The organism is Mycobacterium sp. HM-7 (assembly GCF_053852335.1).
Genome location: NZ_CM132657.1, coordinates 3,332,864 through 3,355,429, shown reverse-complemented (window position 1 = coordinate 3,355,429; position 22,566 = coordinate 3,332,864). Strand labels below are relative to the sequence as shown.

Sequence of the window (22,566 nt, the reverse complement as noted above, 5' to 3'; positions counted from 1 at the left end):
TATTCAGGCAGCCTCTCCGGAAACTGAACGGTTGCGCGCGGGACGCAGACCGGCCAACGAGAACGTGGTGTGTACCAGTGACCCAGCGCGTTCCATCAATGATTTGTGACGTGGCACATAATGCATCGGCAGGCCCCAACGATCTTTGGGCGGGGCCATGAATCCCGGTGCCTCGACCAGCGGCGCATCGGTCGGTACCCGCCCGGCGGCTCGGCGGTAGGCGGCCAATGCTCTTGGGTGCAAACGGATTTCATCGGGGACGGCGAGGAAGGCCAGCTCGACGGCTTTGCCCAGTAGGCGCAGCACCACCTCGTCGCTGGGGGTCCAGCGCATGCCGGCCCGCTCCCGGACGGCGGGTTCGAACACCCCGGCCGCGACCCAGCGCTGCGCCCCCACCAGTGGCCGGAACATCTGGTCCCACACCGGCGTGGGCATCAGCACGAACCACGGCTTGGGGATGCGGATGGTGAAGATGTCGAGCGTGGCCCGGTTGATCTCGAGCTCTTCAGAACACTTGTGCTCCCAATAGGTTTGGAAGTCCTCCCAGGTCTCCGGGACCGGGCGCATGCTCATGCCGTACATCGCGTACCACTGCACGTGCTCGTCGAACAACTGGCGCTTCTCGGCTTCGGTGAGACCTCCGCAGAAGTACTCGGCGGTCTTGAGGATCAGCATGAAGAACGTCGCGTGCGCCCAGTAGAACGTTTCGGGGTTCAGCGCGTGATAGCGGCGGCCATCGTGATCGATGCCCTTGATGGTCTCGTGATAGCCGCGGATCTGGGCGCCGGTGTCGGCGGCGCGGTCACCGTCGTAGACGACGCCCATGATCGGGTACACCGAGCGCGCGACCCGTTGCAGCGGCTCCCGAAGCAGGATCGAGTGGTCCTCCACGCCGGCGCCGAGTTCGGGGTACATGTTCTGGATCGCGCCGATCCACACGCCGAGGATTCCGGTGCGCAAGTCGCCGAAGTACTTCCAGGTCAGCGAATCCGGGCCCAATGGTTCGGCGGCGGGCTTCGTTCGTGCAGTCATGGTGTCCCCGCTCAACGTTGATACCGAGGGTTCTGTGTCGCCACGATAATCGTGACAACGTATGTTGTCCACGATTTGCGGCCGGTGTCGCCGGCACTGTTACGGAGCGTCCACCTGGCCGGTATAGCTCGGTGACCAGCCAGTTCTCCGACGCGCGGCCAGGATCGTTGCCGGTGCCGCGGGCCGCCACCTAGGGTGGCGTCGTGGAAGTCGAATCGTTCGAAGAACGATCCGACGGTGTCGGAGAGATCGGCCCAGCCTCACACGCTGCGCCAGGATCAAATGGACCGTTGGGGTGGTTGCAGAACACCAATCACAGTCCGGCTGTCGTCGGATTCATCCGACGGGCCCGCCGCGCACTACCGGGGGACCCGGAATTCGGTGACCCGTTGTCGGTCGCCGGCGTCGGTGGGCCCAGCGCCGCGGCCCGTGCCGCCGATCGGTTGCTGCCACGCGGTGGGGCGTCGCACGAGGTGAGTCTGGCGGGGCTGCAGGTGTGGCAGGCCCTCACCGAGAGGGTCTCCGGACGCCCGGCGAACCCCGAGGTGACCATCGTCTTCACCGACCTCGTCGGCTTCTCCAAGTGGTCGCTGAGCGTCGGAGACGAGACCACGCTGCGGCTGCTGCGCCGCGTGGCGCAGGTCTTCGAGCCGCCGTTGCTGGAATCGGGCGGTCACATCGTCAAACGCATGGGTGACGGGTCCATGGCCGTGTTCAGCAATCCGGTCACCGCGCTGCGGTCGGTCATCCGGGCGCTCGATGCACTCAAAGAAGTCGAGATCGACGGCTATCACCCCAAGATGCGTGCCGGCATCCACACCGGACATCCGCAGCGCATCGGGTCGGACCTGCTCGGCGTCGATGTCAACATCGCGGCGCGGGTGATGGAGCGGGCCACCAAGGGCGGGCTGATCATCTCGCAGGCCACCCTTGACCGGATCGACCAGCAGTACCTGGACGCCCTCGGCGTGACGCCCAAGAAGGTGCGCAAGCAGTTGTTCGCCGCGAAGGCGTCGGGGGTGCCCGAGGACTTGTCGATGTACTGGATCCGGCAGCGCAAGGACGCGGGCACCGAACCCGACGACGGGGAGCTCGCTGAAGCCTAGGGTCGGCCCGGTGCGGCACCGCCTGCCCCGCGTCCCGGTCACCGTCGGCTACGCCGCGCTGCTGGTCGTGATCACGGTGACCTTGGCGGCGCTCGGCCCGGCGGTGCATGACCGGGTGGTCGGGTACGCGAGTACCAATCTGCACAACCTCGGTGAAGGCCAGGTCGGCACGCTGCTGGCCAGCGCCCTCATCGCTGACGACGGCCGGTTCTTCCTGTGGTTGCCCGGGCTGATCTGCCTGCTCGCGGTCGCGGAATTGCTCTGGCAGAGCCGCCGACTGCTGGTGGTGTTCCTCGTCGGCCATATCGGCACGACGCTCGTCGTCGCGGCCGGATTGGTGGCCGCCGTCGAGCTGGGGTGGCTGCCGTGGTCGATCAGCCGGGTTGCCGACGTCGGGGTGAGCTACGGGGTGTTGACAGTGGTCGGAGCACTGACCGCCGTGGTGCCCCCACGGTTGAAACCAGCCTGGCTCGGCTGGTGGCTGGCCGGTTCGGTCGCGGTTCTGGCAGTGAGCGACGAGTTCACCGAAGCCGGTCATGTGGTCGCTCTGGCGCTGGGTGTGGTGCTCTCGACGCGACTGGAGGCGCCGTTGCGATGGCCGCGCGGACAGGCTGTGGCGTTCGGGATCGGCGTGTGTTTCGGGTATGCCGTACTGGTCCATACGCCGGAGCTGGCGGCGGTCGGGATCCCTGCGAGTGCGGTGGGCGCCGTGCTCGTCGCTATGATCTCCGGGTGGCTGAGCAGGGTGAAGAACTATCCGAAGTAGCACTGACCGCGGCGGTCGATGCCGCCCGTCTCGCCTTCGACCAGGCCGCTGACCTCGACGCACTGGCGCGCGCGAAGACCGAGCACTTGGGGGACAAGGCGCCCATCGCGCTGGCTCGCCAGGCGCTGGGCACGCTGGCCAAGGAGGACCGGGCCGACGCCGGCAAGCGCGTCAACGTCGCCCGCGCTGCCGCGCAGCAGGCGTACGACGACCGCATCGTGGTGTTGCGTGCCGAGCGCGACGCCGCCGCCCTGGTGGCCGAGCGCATCGACGTGACGTTGCCGACCACCCGGCAGCCCATCGGTGCCCGGCACCCGATCACGATCCTCGCCGAGAACGTCGCCGACACCTTCGTGGCGATGGGCTGGGAGCTGGCCGAAGGCCCCGAGGTCGAGACCGAACAGTTCAACTTCGACGCGCTCAACTTCCCGCCGGACCACCCGGCGCGCAGTGAGCAGGACACCTTCCACATCGCCCCCGAGGGTTCGCGGCAGGTGCTGCGCACGCACACGTCGCCGGTGCAGATCCGTGCCCTGCTGGAGCGCGAACTGCCCGTGTACATCGTCTCGATCGGCCGCACGTTCCGCACCGACGAACTGGACGCCACCCACACCCCGGTGTTCCACCAGGTCGAGGGTCTGGCCGTCGACAAGGGCCTGACCATGGCCAACCTGCGTGGCACCCTGGATGCGCTGGCGCGCGCCCAGTTCGGCCCCGAGGGCCGTACCCGGTTCCGTCCGCACTTCTTCCCGTTCACCGAGCCGTCGGCGGAGGTCGACGTCTGGTTCCCGGACAAGAAGGGCGGCCCCGGCTGGGTCGAGTGGGGCGGCTGCGGCATGGTCAACCCGAATGTGTTGCGGGCCTGCGGCATCGACCCAGACGAGTACTCCGGATTTGCCTTCGGCATGGGATTGGAGCGAACCCTGCAGTTCCGCAACGGAATTCCCGACATGCGCGACATGGTGGAGGGTGACGTGCGCTTCTCCCTGCCGTTCGGGGTTGGTGCCTGATGCGTATTCCCTACAGCTGGCTGCGTGAAGCTGTCCAGGTCGGAGCCCCCGGTTGGGATGTGTCGCCGGCCGAACTGGAAGAGGCCTTCATCCGCATCGGGCACGAGGTCGAGGACGTCATCGCCGCCGGGCCGGTCACGGGTCCGCTGACCGTCGGCCGCGTCGTCGAGATCGAGGAACTGACCGAGTTCAAGAAGCCCATCCGGGCCTGCAAGGTCGACGTGGGTGAAGCGCAGCCGCGCGACATCGTCTGCGGGGCACGGAACTTCGCCGTCGGCGACCTGGTCGTCGCGGCGCTGCCGGGTTGTGTGCTACCCGGCGAATTCAAGATCGCCACGCGCAAGACCTACGGCCGGGTGTCCGACGGCATGATCTGCTCGGCCGCCGAATTGAACTTCGGCTCCGACCATTCCGGCATCATCGTGCTGCCGCCGGGCACTGCGGAGCCGGGCGCCTCGGGCGCCGAGGTGCTGGGCCTGGACGACGTGGTGTTCGACCTCGCCATCACCCCGGACCGCGGCTATTGCCTCTCGATCCGCGGCATGGCACGCGAGATCGCGTGCGCCTTCGACCTGGATTTCGTCGACCCCGCCGACGTGCCGGCCCTGCCCGCCGAGGGTGAGGCCTGGCCGCTGACGGTCCAGCCCGGCACCGGCGTGCAGCGTTTCGGGCTGCGTCCGGTCGTCGGCATCGACCCGACGGCGGTGTCGCCGTGGTGGCTGCAGCGGCGCCTCCTGCTATCCGGTATCCGCGCCATTTCGCCGGCCGTCGATGTCACCAACTACGTGATGCTCGAGCTCGGCCACCCGATGCACGCCCACGATCGCAAGCTGATCACCGGTGGTTTCGACGTGCGGTTCGCCAACCCGGGGGAGACGGTCGTCACCCTCGATGATGTCGAGCGCAAACTGGATCCGGGCGACGTGCTGATCGTCGACGACGTAGCCACCGCAGCTATCGGCGGCGTCATGGGCGCCGGCACCACCGAGGTCCGCGACACCACCACCGACGTGCTGCTGGAAGCCGCGGTGTGGGACCCGGCCGCGGTGTCGCGCACCCAGCGTCGCCTGCACCTGGTCAGCGAGGCCAGCCGCCGCTACGAGCGATCTGTCGACCCCGCGATTTCCCGGGCCGCGCTGGACCGCTGTGCCGCGCTGCTGGCCGAAATCGCCGGCGGCGCAGTCGAACCCACGCTCACTGACTGGCGCGCCGAGCACGCCGCCCCGGACTGGTCGCAGCCGCCGGTGACCATCGCCGTGGACCTGCCCGACCGGATCGCCGGCGTCAGCTATGCCGACGGCACCACGGCCCGTCGCCTCATGCAGATCGGCGCAGTTGTGAGCGTGTCCGGTGCTGAGTCCGGGACTGTGGCCACTGTCGTGCCGCCGAGTTGGCGACCCGACATGAAGCAGCCTGCCGATCTGGTCGAGGAAGTGCTGCGGCTCGAAGGTCTCGACGCCATCCCGTCGGTGCTCCCGCAGGCGCCCGCAGGCCGCGGTCTGACGGCCGCGCAGCAGCGTCGTCGTGCCATCGGTAAGTCGTTGGCGCTCAATGGCTTTGTCGAGGTGCTGCCGACGCCGTTCCTGCCTGCGGGCGTGCTCGACGCGTGGGACCTGCCGGCCGACGACCCACGCCGGGCCACCATCTCGGTGCTCAACCCGCTCGAAGCCGACCGGCCCGCACTGGCCACCACGCTGCTGCCCGGCCTGCTGGAGGCGTTGGTGCGCAATGTGTCCCGCGGTGCGGCCGATGTCGCGCTGTTCGGTATCGAGCAGGTGGTGCAGGCGACGCCGAATACCAAGGCCCTGGCGCCGATCCCGGTGGACCGTCGCCCGACCGATGCCGAGCTGGCCGAGATCGACCAGGCCCTGCCGTATCAGCCGCTGCATGTCGCGGCGGTCCTCACCGGCCTGCGTGAGCCGGCCGGTCCGTGGGGTGCGGGCCGGGCGGTCGAGGCCACCGACGCCTTGGAGACCGTGCAGATCATCGCCCGGGCGTGCGGCGTCGAGGTGACGCTGCGGGCCGCTCAGGAACTCCCGTGGCATCCGGGGCGCTGCGCCGAGGTGCTCGTCGGTGACACGGTGGTCGGCTATGCCGGCCAGCTGCACCCGGCGGTCATCGAGCGCACGGGTCTGCCGAAGGGCACCTGCGCCGTCGAGGTGAACCTGGACGCCATCCCGGTTATCGAGCGCGCCATCGTGCCGTCGGTGTCGCCGTACCCGGCCGTGTTCCAGGACGTCAGCCTGATCGTCGCCGACGAGGTCGCTGCCGCGGCGGTTGTCGACGTGGTGCGTGAAGGTGCGGGCGGTCTCCTCGAGGACGCCCGGCTGTTCGACGTGTACACCGGCCCGCAGATCGGGGAGGGGCGCAAGTCGCTGACCCTGGCCCTGCGGTTCCGGGCGCCGGACCGGACGTTGACCGAGGACGAGGCCAGTGCCTCCCGCGACGCGGCGGTGGCCCTGGCCACTGAGCGGCTGGGCGCGGTTCAGCGCGCCTGACGGGCCCGCACCAGCTCGACACCGTCGCCTCGCAGCTGCGGTAATGCGGCTACGGCGCGTCCGGTAGCCAGCAGGAGCAATGCGGAAACCGGTGCTTCGATGGGGAGCCCGTCGCCGGCCGTCCATCCGGTGTCGACCGCGTGCAATCGCAGGCCGGTCAGCCGGGTGGTCGCGCGAAACGGGAAGCGGGCGGTCCAGATTCGTTCGATCGCCAGTTGCGCCGCTGCGGGCGGCATCGCGTGATGAATGCCGAGCGGAATCGCGATGTCTTGCCCGTGCACCAGCAGATCCATCAGCCGGTCGGCCGGCGTGGTGCCGAACGGGGTGAACCGTGACCCGACGGTGCTGCGGAGTTCGTCCAGCAACTGGAAGTCAGTGCGGCCACCGGCGTGGCGGGTCGCGGTTTCGCAGGCCATGCGGTTGATATCGCCGCGGGCCCGGATCAAACCGAGTGCCAACTGCGACGGGGTAGCGCGGGCGGACAGGACGATGTGTGCGACCACGTCCCGGACCTGCCACCGGTCGCACAGGCTGGGCCGGCTCCACTGCACTTCGCTCAGCTGCGCCAGGAGTCCCTGCAGGCTGTCCTTTTCGGCGTCGACCGCCCGCCAGATGTCTTCGGCGTTCACGGTTGCTCCTTTCGGGTCTACGCCTACGCTAGAAACTCCAGTCGGGTGGAGGTTCAAGTGGCTGTGACGCGGCGCACAACCATCGGGGAGTTGTCTCAGGCGACGGGTGTGCCGGTGCGGACAATCCGGTTCTACTGCGACGAGGGTCTGCTCGACTTCGACCGCAGCTCGGGTGGACACCGCGTGTTCGCCGCCGGTGCGGTTGACGCGCTGTTGTTGGTCCGGCGATTGCGCGCCCTGGGTCTCGGTCTGGAGGTGATCGGCGACATCCAGGCCACGCGGATCTCCATCGACGAGGCTGTCCGCGTCGAGCAGGCAGCGGTGGATGTCCGTCTCGCCGCGCTGGTCGACCGCCAGGCGGCCCTGGCCACTGTTCAATCGGTGGTCCAAGACGGTCCGGGCGCGCGGCACCGACTTGTGGAGTTCTGGCGGCAGCTGTTCGACGGCGCGTCTCCGCCGGGGGCATTCGACGGCTTCGTAGCGATGACCGTGCCGCCGGCGCCGGCGCAGCCGAATTTGGCATGTGCCCTCGCCTTCGCGGAGCTGGTCGCGCTGGCCCGGCAACCGGACTTCGGCTTGGTCATGGCCCGGCAGTTGTGGCGCTTCGACCCGTCGAGGATCAACGATCGTCGCGGACTGGTTACCGGCGTGGCGCAGGCATGCGATCTGGCGCTGCCGTTGGTATCCGCCGGCCGGCCACCCGCTGCCGGGCCGGCTGTCGACAGGTTCGTCGAGGCGCATGCCAGGTCGCGTCGTGAGGCAGATACACCGCAGTTTCGGCAGGCGCTGATCGACAACGGCGGTGCCGACCACGATCCGCGGGTTCGGACATACTGGGAGCGGGTCACCGAGATCACCGGTGAGGCCACCAACGTCGGCAGCCTGCAGCGGTGGCTGTACGAGGCGCTCAGGCAGACCGCCTAGCCCTTAATGGGTTTGCAAGTTGATGCATAACCATGCAGAATCGGTGTCATGACTTCTGTGGCGGTGGCCGGCGCCAGTGGGTATGCCGGCGGCGAGATTCTGCGGCTTCTGCTTGGCCACCCGGCCTACGCCGACGGCCGCCTCACCATCGGTGCGCTGACCGCCGCGGGTAATGCCGGAACCACGGTCGGCGAGCACCATCCGCACCTGCTGCCGATCGCGCAGCAGGTGCTCCAGCCCACCGAGCTCGACGTTCTCGCCGGGCACGACGTCGTGTTCCTGGGTCTCCCGCACGGACATTCCGCCGCGCTGGCGCAGCAACTCGGCCCCGACACGCTGATCGTCGACTGCGGCGCCGACTTCCGGCTCACCGACGCCGCCGCCTGGGAGAAGTTCTACGGCTCCGAGCACGCCGGCAGTTGGCCCTACGGTCTGCCCGAGCTGCCCGGCGGCCGGGACAAGCTCGTCGGCAGCAAACGTATTGCGGTGCCGGGCTGTTACCCGACCTCGGCCCTGCTGGCCCTGGTGCCCGCCGTCGCCGCCGGGCTTGTCGAACCGAACGTCACCGTCGTGGCGGTCAGCGGCACCTCGGGCGCGGGCAAGTCGGCGAAGGTCGACCTCTCGGCCGCCGAGGTCATCGGATCCGCCCGGGCCTACAACGTCGGCGGCGCACACCGGCACACCCCGGAGATCGCCCAGGGCCTGCGGGCCGTCACGGACAAGGACGTGACGGTGTCGTTCACCCCGGTGCTGATCCCCACATCGCGCGGCATCCTCGCGACCTGCACCGCGCGCACCACGGCGTCCGTCGAGGAAATCCGGGCGGCGTACGAAAAGGCCTACGCCAGTGAGCCGTTCATCCACTTGCTGCCGGAAGGTCAGCTGCCCAAGACCGGTTCGGTGATCGGCAGCAATGCCGCGCAGATCGCCGTCGCGGTCGACGAGGATGCGAAGACGCTCGTCGCGCTGTGCGCCATCGACAACCTGACCAAGGGCACCGGCGGCGCGGCAGTACAGTCCATGAACATCGCGCTCGGCTGGCCGGAAACCGAAGGACTATCCACCGTGGGAGTAGCACCGTGACCGACACTCCGTCCCTGCATCGCAACCAGGGCGTCACCGCGCCGGAAGGCTTCCGGGCAGCCGGAATCGCCGCCGGTATCAAGGCTTCCGGGAAACCGGACCTGGCCCTGGTGTTCAACGAGGGACCCGACCTGTCGGCCGCCGGGGTGTTCACCCGAAACAAGGTGCGGGCGGCTCCGGTGCAGTGGAGCGAGCAGGTGCTCAAGTCCGGTCGGTTGCGGACGGTGATCCTGAATTCGGGTGGCGCCAACGCGTGTACCGGTCCGGGGGGTTTCCAGGACACCCACCAGACCGCCGAGGCATTGGCTGCCGCGCTGAGTGACTGGGGTACCGAGACCGGTGCCATCGAGGTCGCGGTGTGCTCCACCGGGCTGATCGGCGACCGGCTCCCGATGGACAAGGTGCTCGCCGGCGTCACCGAGATCGTGCACGAGATGGCCGGCGGCCTGTCGGGCGGGGACGAGGCCGCACGGGCCATCATGACCACCGACACCGTGCCGAAACAGGTTGCGCTGCACCACCCGGGCAAGTGGACGGTCGGTGCCATGGCCAAGGGTGCCGGCATGATGGCGCCGTCGCTGGCGACCATGCTGGTGGTCATCACCACCGACGCCGTCGCCGATGCCGAGGCACTCAACCTGGCGCTCAAGAACGCCGCTGGGCGAACCTTCGACCGGCTCGACATCGACGGTAGCTGCTCCACCAACGACACGGTGCTGCTGCTGTCGTCCGGCGCCAGCGAAATCCGGCCCAGCCAAAGCGAATTGGACGAAGCCGTCTTCGCCGTCTGTGACGACCTGTGTGCACAACTGCAGGCCGACGCCGAAGGCGTCACCAAGCGCATCGCGATCACCGTCAAGGGCGCGGCCAGTGAAGACGACGCCCTCGTGGGCGCCCGGGCCCTGGCGCGCGACAGCCTCGTCAAGACCGCGCTGTTCGGGTCAGACCCCAACTGGGGCCGGGTCCTCGCCGCCATCGGCATCGCGCCCATCGAACTCGTTGCCGACCGAATCAGCGTGTCGTTCAACGGTTCTGCGGTGTGCGTCGACGGCGCTGGTGCACCGGGTGCCCGCGACGTCGACCTGACCGGTAAGGACATCGACGTCATCGTCGATCTGAAGATCGGCGAGCACGAGGCGACCATCCGGACCACCGACCTGTCGCACGCCTACGTCGAAGAGAACTCGGCCTACAGCTCATGACGACGGCCGGGCTCTCCACCCACACGAAAGCGGCGGTATTGGCCGAGGCCCTGCCGTGGCTCAAACAGCTGCACGGCAAGATCGTCGTGGTCAAGTACGGCGGCAACGCCATGACCGACGACACCCTCAAGGCGGCCTTCGCCGCCGACATGGCGTTCCTGCGCAATTGCGGCATCCAGCCCGTGGTCGTGCACGGTGGCGGACCGCAGATCAGCGCGATGCTGAAACGCCTTGGTATCGAAGGTGATTTCAAAGGTGGCTTCCGGGTCACGACGCCCGAGGTGCTCGAGGTCGCGCGGATGGTGCTGTTCGGCCAGGTCGGTCGCGAGCTGGTCGGCCTGATCAACGCCCACGGCCCGTACGCGGTGGGCATCACCGGCGAGGACGCGCACCTGTTCACCGCGGTGCGGCGCAGCGTGACGGTCGACGGAGTGCCCACCGATATCGGTCTGGTCGGCGACGTCGAGCACGTCAACACCGATGCGCTGCTGGATCTCATTGCCGCGGGCCGGATCCCGGTCGTCTCCACCATCGGTCCCGACGCGGACGGCGTGGTCCACAACATCAACGCCGACACCGCGGCGGCCGCCCTGGCCGAGGCGCTCGGCGCCGAGAAGCTGCTGATGCTCACCGACGTCGAAGGCCTGTACACCGATTGGCCGGACCGCAACTCGCTGGTCACCGAAATCGACACGGCCGCATTGGCACAGCTGCTGCCCAGGCTCGAATCCGGCATGGTGCCCAAGATTGAAGCCTGTCTGCGGGCCGTGGAGAACGGTGTCCCTAGTGCACACGTCATCGACGGCCGTGTCGAACACTGCGTCCTGGTCGAGCTGTTCACCGACGAGGGCACCGGAACCAAGGTGGTCACCCCCACATGACGGAAACGGAAGCAATGCAATCCCGTTGGCAAGCAGTGATGACGAACAACTACGGCACGCCGCCCGTCGTTCTGGTCAGCGGCGACGGCGCCGTGGTCACCGACGCCGACGGCAAGAGCTACGTCGACTTCCTGGCCGGTATCGCGGTGAACGTGCTGGGCCATCGGCATCCCGCGGTGATCGAGGCCGTCACCACTCAGCTGAACACGCTGGGGCACACCTCGAATCTGTATGCCACCGAACCGGGTATCGCGCTGGCCGAAGCCCTGGTGGCCCAGATCGGTGCGCCGGCCCGGGTCTTCTTCTGCAACTCGGGTGCCGAGGCCAACGAAGCCGCGTTCAAGATCAGCCGGCTCACCGGCCGCACCAAAATCGTTGCGGCCCAAGGGGCTTTCCATGGGCGCACCATGGGATCCCTGGCGCTGACCGGCCAGCCCGGTAAGCAGGAGCCGTTCCTGCCGCTGCCCGGCGACGTCACTCACGTCCCGTACGGCGACGCCCCTGCTCTCGAGGCGGCTGTGACCGACGAGACCGCCGCGGTGTTCCTCGAACCGATCATGGGCGAAGGTGGCGTCGTCACCCCGCCGGCCGGTTACCTGGCCAAGGCCCGCGAGCTCACCACGAAACATGGTGCGCTGCTGGTACTCGACGAGGTCCAGACCGGTATCGGCCGCACCGGCGCCTTCTACGCCTATCAGCACGACGGCATCACGCCCGACGTCATCACGCTGGCCAAGGGCCTCGGCGGCGGGCTGCCCATCGGCGCCTGCATCGCGATCGGCGAAGCTGCCGACCTGCTGCAGCCGGGTATGCACGGCAGCACCTTCGGCGGCAACCCGGTGTGCACCGCCGCGGGCCTCGCAGTGGTGAAGACCCTGGCCGACGATGACCTCGTGCACCGGGCCGACGCCGCCGGCAAGACGCTGGCGCACGGCATCGAGGAGTTGGGCCACCCGCTGGTCGATCACGTCCGGGGCCGGGGTCTGCTGCTCGGCGTCGTCCTGACCGCGCCGCAGGCCAAGGCCGTCGAAAACGCCGCGCGCGACGCGGGCTTCCTCGTCAACGCCGCGGCTGCCGACGTCGTGCGGCTGGCGCCGCCGCTGGTCATCACCGACACGCAGATCGACGCGTTCCTGACCGCATTACCCACAGTTCTCGACATCGCAGCAGGGGAGTCCCAGTGATCCGCCATTTCCTTCGTGACGACGACCTGACCCCCGAGGAACAGGCCGAAGTGTTGGCGCTGGCCGCCGAACTCAAGACGGCACCGTTCAGCCGGCGGCCGCTCGAGGGCCCGCGGGGCATCGCCGTCATCTTCGAGAAGAACTCCACCCGCACCCGGTTCTCGTTCGAGATGGGCATCGCCCAGCTCGGCGGGCACGCCGTCGTCGTCGACGGTCGCAGCACGCAGCTGGGCCGCGAGGAGACCCTCGAGGACACCGGCGCCGTGCTGTCCCGGTACGTCGACGGCATCGTCTGGCGCACGTTCGCGCAGGAGCGCCTGACGGCCATGGCGTCCGGCGCGACCGTCCCGATCGTCAACGCCCTGTCCGACGAGTTCCACCCCTGTCAGGTGCTGGCCGACCTGCAGACCATCGCAGAGCGCAAGGGCAAGCTGGCCGGACTCAACATGTCCTACCTCGGCGACGGTGCGAACAACATGGCGCACTCGCTGATGGTCGGCGGCGTCACGGCCGGTATCAACGTGACCATCGCCGCGCCGAAGGGGTTCGAACCTGACCCGCAATTCGTCGAAGCCGCCAAGAAGCGTGCGGCGGAGACGGGCGCGACCGTCACCGTGACGACTGACCCGCAGGCCGCCGCCGATGGTGCCGACGTCCTCGTCACCGACACCTGGACCTCGATGGGTCAGGAGAACGACGGGCTGGACCGCGTGCGGCCGTTCCGTCCGTTCCAGGTCAACGCCGCGCTGCTGGGCCGCGCCAACGATGACGCTGTCGTGCTGCACTGCCTGCCGGCGCACCGCGGGGACGAGATCACCGACGAGGTGATCGACGGCCCGCAGAGCGCGGTGTTCGACGAGGCCGAGAACCGACTGCACGCCCAGAAGGCCATGCTGGTGTGGCTGTTGGAGAAAAACACCTGATGACCGCACCGACCCGGGCCGGACGGCAGTCGCGCATCGTGGCACTGCTGTCGTCGAACCCGGTGCGCAGCCAGACCGAACTCGCGGCCCTGCTGGCCGCGGAGGGCATCGACGTCACCCAGGCCACGCTGTCGCGTGACCTGGAGGAACTCGGTGCGGTCAAGCTGCGCGGCGCCGACGGGGGCACCGGCGTGTACGTCGTCCCCGAGGATGGCAGCCCCGTCAAAGGTGTCTCCGGCGGCACCGAGCGGTTGTCCCGACTGCTCGGCGAGCTGCTGGTGTCCACCGACGCCAGCGCCAACCTGGCCGTGTTACGTACGCCACCTGGGGCGGCGCAGTACCTGGCCAGTGCAATAGATCGGGCGGCTCTGCCTTATGTTGTGGGCACGATCGCCGGTGATGACACCCTTTTGGTTGTCGCCCGCGAACCGATGAGCGGCGCCGAACTCGCCGCCACCTTCGAGAACCTGTAGCAGTACTAGAACAAGGAGATTGACACATGTCCGAGCGCGTCATCCTGGCGTATTCCGGCGGTCTGGACACTTCGGTCGCGATCAGCTGGATCGGCAAGGAGACCGGCAAGGAAGTAGTGGCCGTGGCCATCGACCTGGGCCAGGGCGGCGAGGACATGGAGGTGGTGCGTCAGCGTGCCATCGATTGCGGCGCCGTCGAGGCCGTGGTTGTCGACGCGCGTGACGAGTTCGCCGACGAGTACTGCCTGCCCACCATCAAGGCCAACGCGCTGTACATGGACCGGTACCCGCTGGTGTCGGCCATCTCGCGCCCGCTCATCGTCAAGCACCTGGTCGAGGCGGCCCGCAGCCACGGCGGAACTGTCGTCGCGCACGGCTGCACCGGCAAGGGCAACGACCAGGTGCGCTTCGAGGTCGGGTTCAACACCCTGGCCCCCGAGCTGGAGGTCATCGCCCCGGTCCGCGACTACGCCTGGACCCGCGAGAAGGCCATCGCCTTCGCGCAGGAGAACGACATCCCGATCAACGTCACCAAGAAGTCGCCGTTCTCCATCGACCAGAACGTGTGGGGCCGCGCCGTCGAGACGGGCTTCCTCGAGGACCTGTGGAACGCCCCGACGAAGGACGTCTACGACTACACCGAGGACCCGACGGTCCACTTCAGCACCCCTGACGAGCTGATCATCAGCTTCGACAAGGGCCGCCCCGTCGCCATCGACGGCCGCCCGCTGAGCGTCCTGCAGATCATCCAGGAGCTCAACTCCCGCGCCGGTGCGCAGGGCGTGGGCCGCCTGGACGTCGTCGAGGACCGTCTGGTCGGCATCAAGTCGCGCGAGATCTACGAGGCCCCGGGCGCCATGGTGCTCATCACCGCCCACACCGAGCTCGAGCATGTCTGCCTGGAGCGCGAGCTCGGCCGCTACAAGCGTGGCGTCGACCGCAAGTGGGGCGAGCTGACCTACGACGGCCTCTGGTACAGCCCGCTGAAGGCCTCGCTGGAGGCGTTCGTCGAGCACACCCAGCAGCACGTCTCGGGCGACATCCGCCTCGTCCTGCACGGTGGCCACATCTCCGTCAACGGCCGTCGCTCGAACGAGTCGCTGTACGACTTCAACCTCGCCACCTACGACGAGGGCGACAGCTTCGACCAGAGCTCCGCCAAGGGCTTCGTTCAGCTGCACGGCCTGAGCTCCAAGATCTCTGCCAAGCGCGATCTGGGCCTGTAACAACCACTTCCCGCGAGCGGCCGTGTTTGTACACCGACACACCGTGTTCAGCTGTACAAAAGCGGCCGCTCGCACTCGACGAGGGGCACGTTAATGAGCACCGGTGGGACCAACGAAGGCTCGCTGTGGGGCGGACGGTTCGCGTCCGGGCCTTCCGAAGCACTTGCCGCACTGAGCAAGTCGACGCACTTCGACTGGGCGCTGGCGCCGTATGACGTCACGGCGTCCAAGGCACACGCCCGCGTGCTGCACAACGCCGGCCTGCTCACCGATGAGCAGCGCGACGGCCTGTTGGCCGGGCTGGACAGCCTCGGGAACGACGTCGCCGACGGTTCGTTCGGCCCGCTGGCCTCCGACGAGGACGTGCACGGCGCGCTGGAGCGCGGCCTGATCGACCGGGTCGGTGACGACCTGGGTGGCCGGCTGCGTGCCGGCCGGTCCCGAAACGACCAGGTCGCGACGCTGTTCCGGATGTGGCTCCGCGACGCCATCAAGGTCGTCGGCAACGGCGTGCTCGACGTGGCCGCGGCGCTGGCCGAACAAGCTGCCGCACACCCGACGGCGATCATGCCCGGCAAGACGCACCTGCAGTCGGCGCAGCCGGTGCTGCTCGCCCATCACCTTCTCGCGCACGCGCACCCGCTGCTGCGCGACGCGGATCGGCTGCTCGACCTGGACAAGCGGGCGGCGGTGTCGCCGTACGGATCCGGTGCGCTGGCCGGCAGCTCGCTGGGCCTGAATCCCGATGCCATCGCGGCGGATCTGGGATTCAATGCGGCTGCGGACAATTCGATCGACGCCACCTCCTCGCGGGACTTCGCCGCGGAGGCCGCCTTCGTTTTCGCCATGATCGCGGTGGATCTGTCGCGGCTGTCCGAGGACATCATCCTCTGGAGCACAACGGAATTCGGCTACGTCAAGCTGCACGACTCGTGGTCCACCGGCAGTTCGATCATGCCGCAGAAGAAGAACCCCGACATCGCCGAACTGGCCCGCGGCAAGTCGGGTCGCCTGATCGGCAACCTGGCCGGCCTGCTGGCCACGCTCAAGGCGCAGCCGCTCGCCTACAACCGGGATCTGCAGGAGGACAAGGAGCCGGTCTTCGACTCCGTGGCCCAGTTGGAACTGCTGCTACCCGCGATGGCCGGGCTGGTCGGCACCCTGACGTTCGACACCGACCGGATGGCCGCGCTGGCGCCGCTCGGCTACACCCTGGCCACCGACATCGCGGAATGGATGGTGCGCCAAGGCATTCCGTTCCGGATCGCGCACGAGGCCGCCGGTGCCGCGGTGAAGGCCGCCGAGGCCAGGGGAGTCGGACTGGAAGAACTCGCCGCCGACGAGCTCGCCGGTATCCATCCGGGTCTGACCGCCGAAGTACGGGAAGTGCTGACCATCGCCGGCTCGGTCGAGTCTCGCGACGCCCGCGGCGGCACCGCACCGAGCCGGGTCGCCGAGCAGCTCACCATCGTTCGGGATGAGGCGGCACGACTGCGGTCGCACCTGGGATAGACGCCGGTGGACGTCGAAGCGGTGGTGCAGCGGGCCCAGTTGCTCATCGACGTCGGCCGCTGGCAAGCCGCCGCGGACCTGCTGTCGTCCGCTCTCGCCGAGCACCCACACGATGGCCGGCTGCTCGAGGCGTTCGCCGTTGCGTCGTACAACACCGGTGATCTGGATCGTGCGCGCGCCGCGGCAGAGTCGGCGATGGTGCAACAGGGGACGTCGCTGTTGGCGTTGCAGGTCCTGGCGCGGGTCAGCCTCTCGGTGAGCCGCCCCGCCGACGCGGTCAGATATGCCCGCCGGGCGGCCGAAGCGAACCCCCGTGACGCGGACGCACACATGCTCCTGGCGACCTGCCTGGCGCAGGTACCGGATCGGGCTGCCGCGTCAGCGGCCCTGGATCGCGCGTTGGAACTCGAATCCCAGGACCCCGAGCTGTTTTTGGCGGCGGCACGCGTGGCGCGCCGGTTCGGCGACGACCGTGCTGCGCAATTCATCGCCGCCGGGTTGGACCTCGATCCATCAAATGCCGATCTGCAAACCGAGGCCGCCTCGGCTCGGACTTTCGCCGGTGAGCGCGTGGCGGGTCTGTCCGCGGTTCTGGTCGACGAACCCACCCACCAGGCAGCACGGCACACTCTCGCCCAAACCGTGTGGGGCACCATCGCCCGGCTTGCCAGCGGTGTGTGGATCTATACGTTGGCGGTGATCCTCTTCTCTGCCTGGGTGCCGCCATCGGCGTTGCGTCACCTGGCGCCGGTGTTGATGGCGCCGCTGCTGGTGGCCTGGATTCGCACCTTCTTTCGGGTGCGCAAGCAGCTTCCGCGCGGCTACCTGGCCCGACGGCTGCGGCGCAGTCCGATTGTGTTGGCCGGCATCGGTTTGGCCGCGTTGGCCGCCGTCATCGCCACCATGGCACCGGCTCTGGTCATCGTCGGATGGAGCGCGGACGGGGTACGCCTGGGGTACGACGCACTGATCGTCGCGTGCCTGCTGGCCGGGGTCGCACACGTCATGGTGACCATCGGGCGCCTCCGCAGCGACCGCGACGTGAGCCTGGGCGACCATCTGGCCGAACAATCGGGTTACTGGTTGGTGTGGCTGCTCGGCCTGGGGCTGCCGGTCGCCCTCGGATGGGCGTGTTACCGATTGGCGGCGCAGCCGGGTGCGCTGTGGTTCGCGCTGATGGTGGTGCCGATCGTGTTCGGGGTCCGCTGCGTGGAGTACGTCGTGGCTCTGGCCGGTCGGGGCCTGCGGTGGCCGGGGTTCGTCGTGGCGGCACTGTTCCTCGCCGGTTGTGCGTGGCTGGTGCTGTGGTGTGGTTACCGGGCGGCGAGCGTCGATTTCAAGTACCAGCCGGGTCCGTTGTCACCCGGCAACATTCAGGTGCCGTCGTTCACCCCATTGCGGCCCGTACCGACCTTCACGGTGCCCGCGATACCCGGCCGTTGAAAGAGCCGACACCGCCCGATCGGCTGCGGGCCCGCCTGCACGGCTGAGCCTGCCCGCGGCCGTAGGCTCATGCGGTGCCAGCGAGAAGCCGCGCCGCGGTCTACGCCAGACGTCGTAAACGTCGGATGGCGAAGGTCGACCACGACCTGACAACGCAGCAGTGGGCTGTCTTGCAACAGTTTTGGGGTGGTTGCGCCTATTGCGGGGCCGACGACACCGATCTGCAGAAGGACTGTGTTCAGCCCATCTCCCGCGGCGGGCGATACACGCTCGACAACGTGGTGCCGGCCTGCCGGTCGTGCAACGCGAGCAAGTGCAATGCCGAAGTCACCGGTTGGTTGCGCCGAAAGAAGTTGGACGAAGGCAGGTTTCTGCTCAGGAAGGCCCTCGTCGCCAGGGAACTGGCCGACCACGAGGACAACTCGAGTCAGTCCGATTCCGAATCCTGACGGCGCCCGGCGCCTACGCTGAGCCGATGGCCGGTACCCAGACGCCCGAAGTGCGCCTGGCGGAGTTGATCGCCTCGCTGTCGCTGGCCACCGATCTCGGTCTGGGACAGCCGCAGGAACACGTGCTGCGCCAGACGGTCATCGCGACACGTCTGGCCGCCGCAGCCGGGATGACGCCCGGGCATCAGGCCGCCGCCTTCTACGTGTCGCTGCTGGCCTGGATGGGCTGCGTCGCCGACTCGCATGAGCTGGCGCACTGGTTCGGCGACGACCTTCAGCTGCGCGCCGACAGCTACCACCTCGACAAGGCCGGCCCCGGCATGGCGCGCTTCCTACTCGGGCACCTCGCGCAGGGCCGGCCGGCGCTGCAACGCATCACCATGGTCGGCCGCTTCCTGGCCCAGGGCGCCGCCGATATGCCGAAACTGTTTGTCAGTCACTGTCAGACGGCCAGCGACATCGCCGACCGGCTGGACCTGCCGCCCGAGGTGCACACCGCGCTGTTGGACGCCTTCGAGCGCTGGGACGGCAAGGGCGTGCCGGGACGGGTGCGGGGGACCGACATCCAACCCGTGATGCGTGTCGTGCACATCGCCGACGACGCTGAGGTGCACCACCGAACCGGCGGGGTCGAGGCTGCGCTGGCGATGCTGCGCAGCCGGCGGGGAACCGAGTTCGACCCCCAGCTGGTGGATCTCTGCAGCGGTCGGTCCGAGGAGATCTTCGGAGGATTGGACACCGTCGATGCGTGGGGCTCGGTGATCGACGGCTGCGCATCGCTCGACTGCACCATCCCCGACGCCGAATTGACCGCCGTGCTGCGGGTCTTCGCCGACTATGCCGACCTGAAATCGCCCTGGTTCCTCGGCTGTTCACGCCGGGTCGCGGAACTCACCGCCGCGGCGGCCAGATCGGCCGGGCTCAGCGCTGACGACGTCGCCCTCGCCGAGCGCGCCGCCCTGGTGCACCGGATCGGGGCCATCGGAGTCTCTACGGGTATTTGGAACAAGCCGGGTCCCTTGACCATTGCTGAACGCGAACGCGTCCGCACGGTCCCGTATCTCACCGAACGGGTGCTGTGCCGCCAACCCCGGCTGTGCGAGATCGGCACGGTCGCCGCGGCCGGTTACGAACGGATCGACGGCAGCGGATATCCACGCGGCCTCAGCGGTCCGGCCATACCCATGACCGCCCGGCTGCTCGCCGCCGCAGCGGTCTATCAGGCACTGGGAGAGGACCGCCCGCACCGGCTCGCGTACACCCGGGCCGACCGTAGCGCGGCCCTCCAGGCCGAGGTCACCGCCGGACGGCTCGACGCGGCCGCCGTCGGCGCGGTGCTCACGGCCGCGGGCTGCCGGCCGGGTCGACGAACCCGCTCGGTCGCCGGTTTGACCGGCCGCGAACTCGAAGTCCTCGAGCTGCTGGTCCGTGGTTCGTCGAATCGCCAGATCGCCCAACATCTTTCGATCACGCCGCGGACCGTCGGCACCCACGTCGAACACATCTACACCAAGATCGGGGTGTCGACCCGCGGCGCCGCGGCGATGTTCGCCATGCGTCACGGCCTGGTCAGCGCGGCTCGATAGATCGGGTATTCACCCGATGTGCCCGAGTACCGGTGGGCCGTAGAACCGATACATGAGCAATGACACCGACCTGGGATGGGCGGTGGCCGGCGCCTTCCTGGAGGCCTTCGCCGGCCAGGATTTCGCCGCACTGGCCGGATGCCTCGATCCCGACGTACATTTCCGCGCCCTGATTCCGCCCGGTCTCGTCGATGTGACGGGGATCGACGACACCGTCGGCCGGTTCCGGTGCTGGTTCGGCGCCGACAACTTCGAACTGGTCGACGCCTCGGTCGGCCGGGTCGGGGACCGCATCACCCTCAGCTGGCGCGTGCGGACCTCGCCGCCGGGGGACCCTACCGTCATCCGGCTCGTCGAACAGTGCATGTTCGCTGCCGCCGACGACCGCATCCGGTCAATCGACCTGCTGTGCTCAGGATTTCAGCCCGAACAGAAAGAGAACCGCTCATGAGCTCGAAAGTGGCGATCAGCCTCACCACCGGTCTGGAAGACGCCGAGAAAGTCACCATCGCCCTGCTGATGGCCGTCGGCGCCGCCGAACAGGGACATCCGACGATGATGTTCCTGGCCAAGGAAGCGGTGCGACTGGCCCAGCCCGGCTTCGCACTCGGCGTCGCCTGCGACGGGTGCCCACCGTTGCCGGACCTGATGACCCGTTATGAAGCTGCCGGCGGCAAGTTCCTCATCTGCCCCATCTGCTTCAACGCCAAAGCCCTTGACGCAGCCGAAATCTTGGCCAACGCCGACCTCGGCGGCACCATTCCACTGTGGCAGTGGATCGGCGACGAGCCGGCCACCACGTTCAGCTACTGAACTTCCTCGGAGAGTTCCATCCAGCGTTCCTCCAGCTCGGTCACTTCGCCTTCGAGTTCGCGCAGCGAGGCCGTAAGACGTTGCAGCCCTTCGTAATCGCCCTGATCATGTTCGGCGAGACGCTGGTGTGCGGCGTCGATCTGGCCCGCGAGCTTCTCCAGTCGCCGCTCGATCGCGGTGAGTTCCTTCTGCGCCGCGCGCAGTTCGGCCCCTGACAGCCCCTCAGACGCGACGACAGCCGGTTTGGTTGCGGCGGTACCGGTCTGGGCCGCGTGCGAGGCGCGCAGTCGCAGGTATTCGTCGACCCCGCCGGGCAGGTGCCGCAACCGGCCGCCCAGGATGCCGAATTGCTGATCGGTGACGCGTTCGAGGAAGTACCGGTCGTGGCTGACGACGATCAGCGTGCCCGGCCAGGAGTCCAGCAGGTCTTCCATGGCCGCCAGCATGTCGGTGTCGAGGTCGTTGGTGGGCTCGTCGAGGATCAGCACGTTGGGCTGTTCCAACAGGATCAGCAGGAGTTGCAGTCGCCGCTGCTGCCCACCGGAGAGGTCCTTTACCGGGGTGGACAGCTGGGCGCTGGCGAAGCCGAGCCGTTCCAGCAGCTGACTGGGTGTGAGTTCCTGTGCCTTGGAACCGGATCCGAAGCTGTAGGTCGTCGCCAACCGGCTCAGCACGACCCGCACGGGCTCGTCGAGATGCTCGGCCAGCTTCTCCACGCCCTGGGTGAGCGCGGCGACCTGCACAGTCTTTCCGTGCTTGACCCGGCCGCTGGTCGGCTCGACCGTGCCGTCGATCAATCCGAGCAGTGTCGACTTGCCGGCGCCGTTGACGCCCAGGATGCCGGTGCGCTCGCCGGGTGCGATCCGCCACTCGACGTCCTGCAGCACCTCCCGCTCGCCGTAGCTCACCGAGGCGTCCAAGATGTCGACGACCTGCTTGCCCAGCCGGGTCACGGCCAGCGACTGCAGCGCCACCTTGTCACGGATCTCGGGCACATCGGCGATCAGCGCGTTGGCGGCATCGATCCGGAATTTCGGCTTCGATGTCCGTGCCGGGGCCCCGCGCCGCAGCCAGGCCAGCTCTTTGCGCGCCAGATTCTGCCGCCGTGCCTCGCTGGCAGCCGCCTGCCGGTCCCGCTCCACGCGCTGCAGGATGTACGCCGCGTAGCCGCCCTCGAACGGTTCGACGATGCGGTCGTGCACCTCCCAGGTGGCGGTACATACCTCGTCGAGGAACCACCGGTCGTGGGTCACCACCAGCAGGCCACCGGCAGTGGCGGCCCAGCGCTTCTTCAGGTGTGCGGCCAGCCAGGTGATGGCTTCGACGTCGAGGTGGTTGGTCGGCTCGTCGAGGATCAACACGTCGTGGTCACCGGCGAGCAGCCGGGCCAGCGCCACGCGGCGGCGCTGGCCGCCGGACAGGGTGCCGACCACCGCATCCCAGTCGAGGTCGCCGAGCAGTCCGGCGATGACGTCGCGGCCGCGGGGGTCGCCGGCCCACTCGTGCTCGGGCACGTCGCCGACGACGGTGTGCCCGACGGTGTCGGTGTGGTCGAGGGTGTCGGCCTGGTCGAGCATCCCGATGCGAACGCCGCCGCGCACCGTCACGCGTCCGGAGTCGGGCTTCAGTCGCCCGCCCAGCATCGCCAGCAAACTCGATTTGCCGTCGCCGTTGCGGCCGACGATGCCGATTCGGTCGCCCTCCTCGATCCCGACCGTCAGCGAATCGAAAACCACACGGGTCGGAAACTCGAGATGCAGGGCCTCGGCCCCCAGTAGATGCGCCATCAGGCGCCGATCATAGGCGTCCGCCGCAGGGCTTCACGC

The 22,566-nt window shown here is 68.4% G+C and carries 21 protein-coding genes; 18 read left to right on the top strand and 3 right to left on the bottom strand.

All coding sequences use genetic code 11. From position 1 onward, the window contains the following. Positions 1–3 precede the first annotated feature (3 nt). A complete protein-coding gene (locus ACWW1C_RS16165; RefSeq protein ID WP_455979332.1) occupies positions 4–1,032 on the bottom strand; it encodes an oxygenase MpaB family protein in 1,029 nt (342 codons plus the stop codon). A 203-nt stretch (positions 1,033–1,235) separates the two neighbouring features. Here ACWW1C_RS16165 and ACWW1C_RS16160 point away from each other — a divergent pair, with 203 nt between their 5' ends. Genes ACWW1C_RS16160 through pheT form a run of 4 tightly spaced genes read left to right on the top strand, consistent with a single transcriptional unit; the run spans position 1,236 to position 6,412 of the window. After that, positions 1,236–2,138: an adenylate/guanylate cyclase domain-containing protein gene (locus tag ACWW1C_RS16160; protein WP_455979331.1), complete on the top strand. Its 903-nt coding sequence runs from the start codon at positions 1,236–1,238 to the stop codon at positions 2,136–2,138. 10 nt (positions 2,139–2,148) lie between these two features. Continuing rightward, positions 2,149–2,904, top strand: a complete 756-nt coding sequence (locus ACWW1C_RS16155) for a rhomboid-like protein (RefSeq protein WP_455979330.1) — start codon at positions 2,149–2,151, stop codon at positions 2,902–2,904. Continuing rightward, the gene (gene pheS, locus ACWW1C_RS16150; RefSeq protein WP_455979329.1) at positions 2,871–3,914 is read left to right on the top strand and encodes a phenylalanine--tRNA ligase subunit alpha; all 1,044 of its coding nucleotides are present in this window, start codon (positions 2,871–2,873) and stop codon (positions 3,912–3,914) included. Before ACWW1C_RS16155 ends, pheS begins: the two co-directional genes overlap by 34 nt. Beyond that, the gene (gene pheT, locus ACWW1C_RS16145) at positions 3,914–6,412 is read left to right on the top strand and encodes a phenylalanine--tRNA ligase subunit beta (RefSeq protein WP_455979328.1); all 2,499 of its coding nucleotides are present in this window, start codon (positions 3,914–3,916) and stop codon (positions 6,410–6,412) included. Before pheS ends, pheT begins: the two co-directional genes overlap by 1 nt. Here the strand turns inward: pheT and ACWW1C_RS16140 are convergent. Continuing rightward, the gene (locus tag ACWW1C_RS16140) at positions 6,400–7,041 is read right to left on the bottom strand and encodes a maleylpyruvate isomerase family mycothiol-dependent enzyme (protein ID WP_455979327.1); all 642 of its coding nucleotides are present in this window, start codon (positions 7,039–7,041) and stop codon (positions 6,400–6,402) included. The genes pheT and ACWW1C_RS16140 overlap by 13 nt on opposite strands. Positions 7,042–7,098: 57 nt before the next feature. Between ACWW1C_RS16140 and ACWW1C_RS16135 the strand changes: the two genes are divergently transcribed. The 14 genes from ACWW1C_RS16135 to ACWW1C_RS16070 all read left to right on the top strand — a co-directional run bounded on the left by ACWW1C_RS16135 (position 7,099) and on the right by ACWW1C_RS16070 (position 20,740). Further along, positions 7,099–7,965: a MerR family transcriptional regulator gene (locus tag ACWW1C_RS16135; RefSeq protein WP_455979326.1), complete on the top strand. Its 867-nt coding sequence runs from the start codon at positions 7,099–7,101 to the stop codon at positions 7,963–7,965. Between the two features lie 48 nt (positions 7,966–8,013). Further along, positions 8,014–9,048 carry an N-acetyl-gamma-glutamyl-phosphate reductase gene (gene argC / locus ACWW1C_RS16130; protein ID WP_455979325.1) on the top strand — a complete coding sequence of 345 codons (1,035 nt, stop codon included), beginning with the start codon at positions 8,014–8,016 and terminating at the stop codon, positions 9,046–9,048. Continuing rightward, positions 9,045–10,250 (top strand): bifunctional glutamate N-acetyltransferase/amino-acid acetyltransferase ArgJ, encoded by a 1,206-nt coding sequence (gene argJ, locus ACWW1C_RS16125; protein WP_455979324.1) that lies wholly within the window; start codon positions 9,045–9,047, stop codon positions 10,248–10,250. Before argC ends, argJ begins: the two co-directional genes overlap by 4 nt. Then, a complete protein-coding gene (gene argB, locus ACWW1C_RS16120) occupies positions 10,247–11,131 on the top strand; it encodes an acetylglutamate kinase (protein WP_455979323.1) in 885 nt (294 codons plus the stop codon). Before argJ ends, argB begins: the two co-directional genes overlap by 4 nt. Continuing rightward, on the top strand, positions 11,128–12,315 hold the full coding sequence (locus ACWW1C_RS16115; protein WP_455979322.1) for an acetylornithine transaminase: 1,188 nt from the start codon (positions 11,128–11,130) through the stop codon (positions 12,313–12,315). Before argB ends, ACWW1C_RS16115 begins: the two co-directional genes overlap by 4 nt. Beyond that, a complete protein-coding gene (gene argF / locus ACWW1C_RS16110) occupies positions 12,312–13,238 on the top strand; it encodes an ornithine carbamoyltransferase (RefSeq protein WP_455979321.1) in 927 nt (308 codons plus the stop codon). The genes ACWW1C_RS16115 and argF overlap by 4 nt, the downstream gene beginning before the upstream one ends. After that, positions 13,238–13,711, top strand: a complete 474-nt coding sequence (locus ACWW1C_RS16105; protein WP_455979320.1) for an arginine repressor — start codon at positions 13,238–13,240, stop codon at positions 13,709–13,711. Before argF ends, ACWW1C_RS16105 begins: the two co-directional genes overlap by 1 nt. 26 nt (positions 13,712–13,737) lie before the next feature. After that, positions 13,738–14,937: an argininosuccinate synthase gene (locus ACWW1C_RS16100; RefSeq protein ID WP_455979319.1), complete on the top strand. Its 1,200-nt coding sequence runs from the start codon at positions 13,738–13,740 to the stop codon at positions 14,935–14,937. Between the two features lie 93 nt (positions 14,938–15,030). Continuing rightward, positions 15,031–16,449, top strand: coding sequence for an argininosuccinate lyase (gene argH / locus ACWW1C_RS16095; RefSeq protein WP_455979318.1), 1,419 nt, complete (start codon positions 15,031–15,033; stop codon positions 16,447–16,449). 6 nt (positions 16,450–16,455) lie between these two features. Next, on the top strand, positions 16,456–17,892 hold the full coding sequence (locus tag ACWW1C_RS16090) for a tetratricopeptide repeat protein (RefSeq protein WP_455979317.1): 1,437 nt from the start codon (positions 16,456–16,458) through the stop codon (positions 17,890–17,892). Between the two features lie 125 nt (positions 17,893–18,017). After that, entirely contained in the window at positions 18,018–18,341 is a 324-nt protein-coding gene (locus ACWW1C_RS16085; RefSeq protein ID WP_455984306.1) for an HNH endonuclease, read from the top strand. Between the two features lie 26 nt (positions 18,342–18,367). Then, positions 18,368–19,927, top strand: coding sequence for an HD domain-containing phosphohydrolase (locus ACWW1C_RS16080; RefSeq protein WP_455979316.1), 1,560 nt, complete (start codon positions 18,368–18,370; stop codon positions 19,925–19,927). Between the two features lie 52 nt (positions 19,928–19,979). Further along, positions 19,980–20,378: a nuclear transport factor 2 family protein gene (locus ACWW1C_RS16075; RefSeq protein ID WP_455979315.1), complete on the top strand. Its 399-nt coding sequence runs from the start codon at positions 19,980–19,982 to the stop codon at positions 20,376–20,378. Then, on the top strand, positions 20,375–20,740 hold the full coding sequence (locus ACWW1C_RS16070) for a DsrE family protein (RefSeq protein WP_455979314.1): 366 nt from the start codon (positions 20,375–20,377) through the stop codon (positions 20,738–20,740). Before ACWW1C_RS16075 ends, ACWW1C_RS16070 begins: the two co-directional genes overlap by 4 nt. Here the strand turns inward: ACWW1C_RS16070 and ACWW1C_RS16065 are convergent. Continuing rightward, positions 20,734–22,527 (bottom strand): ABC-F family ATP-binding cassette domain-containing protein, encoded by a 1,794-nt coding sequence (locus tag ACWW1C_RS16065; RefSeq protein ID WP_455979313.1) that lies wholly within the window; start codon positions 22,525–22,527, stop codon positions 20,734–20,736. The genes ACWW1C_RS16070 and ACWW1C_RS16065 overlap by 7 nt on opposite strands. Between the last annotated feature and the right edge of the window lie 39 nt (positions 22,528–22,566).

Bases quoted from the DNA above. Each gene is read 5' to 3' on its own strand.
- ACWW1C_RS16065 (WP_455979313.1), bottom strand. From the start codon at position 22,527: ATGGCGCATCTACTGGGGGCCGAGGCCCTGCATCTCGAGTTTCCGACC.
- ACWW1C_RS16100 (WP_455979319.1), top strand. From the start codon at position 13,738: ATGTCCGAGCGCGTCATCCTGGCGTATTCCGGCGGTCTGGACACTTCG.
- pheT (WP_455979328.1), top strand. From the start codon at position 3,914: ATGCGTATTCCCTACAGCTGGCTGCGTGAAGCTGTCCAGGTCGGAGCC.
- ACWW1C_RS16080 (WP_455979316.1), top strand. From the start codon at position 18,368: ATGGCCGGTACCCAGACGCCCGAAGTGCGCCTGGCGGAGTTGATCGCC.
- ACWW1C_RS16105 (WP_455979320.1), top strand. From the start codon at position 13,238: ATGACCGCACCGACCCGGGCCGGACGGCAGTCGCGCATCGTGGCACTG.
- ACWW1C_RS16115 (WP_455979322.1), top strand. From the start codon at position 11,128: ATGACGGAAACGGAAGCAATGCAATCCCGTTGGCAAGCAGTGATGACG.
- argH (WP_455979318.1), top strand. From the start codon at position 15,031: ATGAGCACCGGTGGGACCAACGAAGGCTCGCTGTGGGGCGGACGGTTC.
- argC (WP_455979325.1), top strand. From the start codon at position 8,014: ATGACTTCTGTGGCGGTGGCCGGCGCCAGTGGGTATGCCGGCGGCGAG.
- argB (WP_455979323.1), top strand. From the start codon at position 10,247: ATGACGACGGCCGGGCTCTCCACCCACACGAAAGCGGCGGTATTGGCC.
- ACWW1C_RS16085 (WP_455984306.1), top strand. From the start codon at position 18,018: ATGGCGAAGGTCGACCACGACCTGACAACGCAGCAGTGGGCTGTCTTG.
- ACWW1C_RS16165 (WP_455979332.1), bottom strand. From the start codon at position 1,032: ATGACTGCACGAACGAAGCCCGCCGCCGAACCATTGGGCCCGGATTCG.
- ACWW1C_RS16075 (WP_455979315.1), top strand. From the start codon at position 19,980: ATGAGCAATGACACCGACCTGGGATGGGCGGTGGCCGGCGCCTTCCTG.
- ACWW1C_RS16070 (WP_455979314.1), top strand. From the start codon at position 20,375: ATGAGCTCGAAAGTGGCGATCAGCCTCACCACCGGTCTGGAAGACGCC.